Genomic DNA, 3,726 nt, shown 5'->3' on the forward strand with positions numbered 1-3,726 from the left:
GCTGAGTAAGCACTTTTGTGGATCACTTTGTAGTCGGCGTCTGAAGTATAAAATTAGCTAAGGGTGGATCACTTTTACTCCGTTGTTTTTAGGACAAAAGTGGATCAGTTTTCACCCGTTGTTGACATATTACAGCTCCAAAACTTCTATTTCGATCTTATTACTACCAAGAAGCCAATCTTTGACTGCTTTTCTTCCTGGTTGATTACATTTCTTAAGACCACCAGGTTTAGTTATAAAAACTAACTTACGCACGTCATTTCCGAGTTCTTTAGCCATTAGAGCTTTTAAAATGTCTTTTTCGTATTCTGTGTTTGGGTTCCTGAGGCCCAGCGCAACCTCAACAATAACTCCATCTTCAGGAAAGTAGAAATCCACAGCTAGTGAATTCGAACCGGATATATTCTTTTCGCTAAAATCTTTTTTAAATTTCTCGCTAGCTAACTTACCAAGTGCGGATATAAATTTGTTAGTAGCATGGTTGCCCGCACCAGGACCCTTTATATCCAGAAATCCCTCAGTGCTAGAGGCCAAATTTTGAGCCAGTCTATATAACTCTTGATAATTGCTAATCATCTATAAAAGAAACCTAACCTTTGTATATTGCGCCGGCGCAATTTATAACTGGGTCAATTGGCACATACTAATTCTTAAGTTTCTGTGCTAACCAAGATTCTGACCTTAAAATCGAACAGCGTATGTTTAAGCAATTCGTGCATGCTCAGTTTCACTCTATCGGGTACGCAATATCCAATTTTGTTTTTAAATATGCCATCGACAGTAATCGACTTAAATACACAAAACAATAACAAAATGCGCAATATTGGAAAGATAAGTGTGCCGTTTCTGATTCGCACCATAGACACTGATAATGACACGGAGACAAGTAACCAGTTGAGTTGGGCAAATTCTTAAGCCCCGTTCCTCGCTCGTACCGGTACCTTTATTGGCGCTATTTCCGTTAAGAGCCTTAAATAGTGATTAAGGTTCTTGATGTTACACAAGACCTGTAATTATTTAGTTTGCTGAAGGTAGGTCTTTTTTCAATGCGAGAACCATCAAGAAAATCAAACCAATTGGGGGCATTAAAGCGGAGAATAAAGCAAGAATTGACACTAAAATAGGCGTTTCAGTTTTTCGTTTACCTAAGTAGAATCCTACAATTGCAAAAATAACCGCTAGAATAATTATTGTTTGCCCAACTAATGTTGCATTTAAGTCCATGGGTATTCCTTATCACTCATTAGCGCATTGATGCACTAGAATATTTATTGTTATGAAATTTTTAAATTACCACACCAATTAGAATGAAGTAACAAATTATATGGTAGAGCCTGATACTAGTGAGCATGTTTCCCTGCCGAAAGAATAAAGGCCAGAGTTGTAACTTAGTATTCGGCTGGGTAGAGTAAACCCAACGTCCGTTCTTCGCTCCGAGCGGACCATAATGTTTCGACTTCAATTAATTAGCGACTACAAAGCTATCCAAAATTCCAATAACTCTGTCCACTATCTGGGTCTCGATCTTGAAATTTCATCGGTCGACGAGGTTTCAGTAGACCCCGCAACTTATTCCAGAAGTGATACAAGCGACTAGTCAAACGCGGGAAAAGGTGAATTCCACGCCTATGCACAAATGTGCGCCGAGCGTCAAAAATTACCGCCATTTGCAGGTCGTGCTCGCTAAGTGTGGTGCGCCCAACATACATGGAGAGATCAATTTCGATGGTATCAATGTTGAATGCGAGGAGCCGATCGCGCTTATACTCAGATACCGCATGAGTGACCTTAATTTCTATAAATATTTCCTGACTGCCAACACGCGCAGTAACATCCGGACGGATCACGTGAGGTCCACGTATATGACTCTTTTCTAGTTGAACATACTCCAGTTCTGCAGGACCAAGCTGATCAGGAAGCTCGACTAGTTTGAAGAATTCAAGGATCCGCTTAGCCTCTCGGTGCAACCTTGTCTCACCATTGATACGGTGCTGATGTTTTTTTAGTGATTTGTGTCGAAAGTGCCGCTTTTTAACAGTACCCATTATGGGAAATAACTGAGTACCGCACACTTTACAAATATAATTCTTACTATTTAAGGCGTTACTGATGTGTATGGTTCGACCTGTCTCGATATCAGTCGCAAATGCTTCCACGTCATGTTCCTCTTGTTCCTAATCTCGAGGCATATTGACTTACGCTGTCAGGAGGCAGTAGGGTGTCGAAGGGAGTCATAGGGAGTCACACAAAGTGAGTAATCAAGACAATGTGTTAGCCGCTAGGGTTGGGTTGAAGTGGCTTGAGGAGCAACAAAAGGTTGCCGGTAATCGCACAAGGATTCACCGGTTATTTCAGCAGATATGCGAACAGGTCATCGCAGCAGCAGGCGCTAAAACGAGTTTTGTGATTAAAGACATATTAGAGTCGGAACACGAGAGCGAATCAGGTAGTCAAGTTCGGAAAAAATTCAAAGAGCTGGGAGAGTGGTTGTCGGAACGCGCGGATGTATTGGCAGAATCAGCGGTGGACAATAATTTTAAAGTTTATCCAACAGGTCAAGTCACTAAAGGTGATCGAGTTCTTGTTTTCATTTTTTCAGCACGAGATGTAGACCTTCGTTTCACCCCCTCCAAGAACGATATCCCTGAAGGAGCTATACGCTACACTTTCGAAACTCGCCGCGAGTTAAATATGTGGCTGCGGTGGTTGTATGGTGCACAGCTTGGTCTTATCCCAGCAATTCTGATAGTCGTATTACTATTTGGTTTTTCTGGCTTCATGATTCTATTGATAATAGGTTCACTTTACAGTGCCGTGTACCAGCCCAGTATATATAATTGGCTATTAACAACTTTGCTGATTATTGTCAGTGCCAAATTTTATAAACACTGGCGACGCTTTTATGAGTTACCGGAACGCCGAGTAGTCTTGATGCCAGACTTACTAACTGGCAGGCTCACACCTACCGCTCTGGTATTACATCATCAAGACGATGAACGACTCCCCAGATTAAATGTGATTGCAGCGACTTCAACATGTCCCGTTTGCGGCGGTAAAATTGTGCTACGCGCGGACAAAGACAATCGAGTTTATGGAGCTTGTACCGTAAACCCAAATGAGCATACATTTAGTTTCGATTATACGAAAAAACTGGGATGGCGACGAAACTAGCAATGTCTGTCAAAAACTAGAACTTTAATGCCGCTTCAGGTCAGGTATTTGACCAGATAAGTAGTTAGCGAGTCACTAGTCAAAGGTCTGTTAGGTGCCAAGAGCGGACGTTAACGCTCGCATTGGCGGCTGGTTTGGAGCGCGGCGGAAAACCAGTCCGGTGGAAGCCCGTAAGGGCCGGAACGAACTTGAATGACTGGTTATGCTCAAGCACTTGGACCATGCTGTTTTGGCCCATGCCAGTCGAATGCTTCCAATGTCTGTTGCAGAATATTTTGAAGCCTCTCCATTGATTCCGGTGACACATCAACCTCCCCATAATGACCGTCAGCCATTGTTGAGCCATATTTGGAGCCATTAAGGGAGTTGAGAATAAGCACACCTCCGTTGGGGGCGCTTATCATATTGTTTTCAACTGGCTTCAGATCTGTCAACGGCAGTTTAAATTTGACCCCCTTTGGGGTTAATTCGGCAATCTAGTTTTGACCCCCCTTGGGGTTAAATTTCACCGATTATCGGTGCAATGCCTATCTTCTTTTTGTCCTTCAACCGGTA

General features: G+C 42.5%; 4 protein-coding genes. 1 reads left to right on the forward strand and 3 read right to left on the reverse strand.

The window, feature by feature from the left end; all coding sequences use genetic code 11:
• Window positions 1-129 precede the first annotated feature (129 nt).
• The 3 genes from EGC76_RS11790 to EGC76_RS11800 all read right to left on the reverse strand — a co-directional run bounded on the left by EGC76_RS11790 (window position 130) and on the right by EGC76_RS11800 (window position 2,156).
• The gene (locus tag EGC76_RS11790) at window positions 130-576 is read right to left on the reverse strand and encodes a hypothetical protein (protein WP_128353198.1); all 447 of its coding nucleotides are present in this window, start codon (window positions 574-576) and stop codon (window positions 130-132) included.
• Window positions 577-1,017: 441 nt separating this feature from the next.
• Entirely contained in the window at window positions 1,018-1,224 is a 207-nt protein-coding gene (locus EGC76_RS11795; protein ID WP_128353199.1) for a hypothetical protein, read from the reverse strand.
• A 257-nt stretch (window positions 1,225-1,481) separates the two neighbouring features.
• Window positions 1,482-2,156 carry a competence protein CoiA family protein gene (locus tag EGC76_RS11800; RefSeq protein ID WP_128353200.1) on the reverse strand — a complete coding sequence of 225 codons (675 nt, stop codon included), beginning with the start codon at window positions 2,154-2,156 and terminating at the stop codon, window positions 1,482-1,484.
• A 94-nt stretch (window positions 2,157-2,250) separates the two neighbouring features.
• Between EGC76_RS11800 and EGC76_RS11805 the strand changes: the two genes are divergently transcribed.
• Complete coding sequence (locus EGC76_RS11805) at window positions 2,251-3,171, forward strand: hypothetical protein (protein WP_128353201.1); 921 nt, start codon at window positions 2,251-2,253, stop codon at window positions 3,169-3,171.
• The last annotated feature ends 555 nt before the right edge of the window (window positions 3,172-3,726 follow it).

The organism is Pseudidiomarina gelatinasegens (genome assembly GCF_004025325.1).
Lineage (GTDB): Bacteria > Pseudomonadota > Gammaproteobacteria > Enterobacterales > Alteromonadaceae > Pseudidiomarina > Pseudidiomarina gelatinasegens.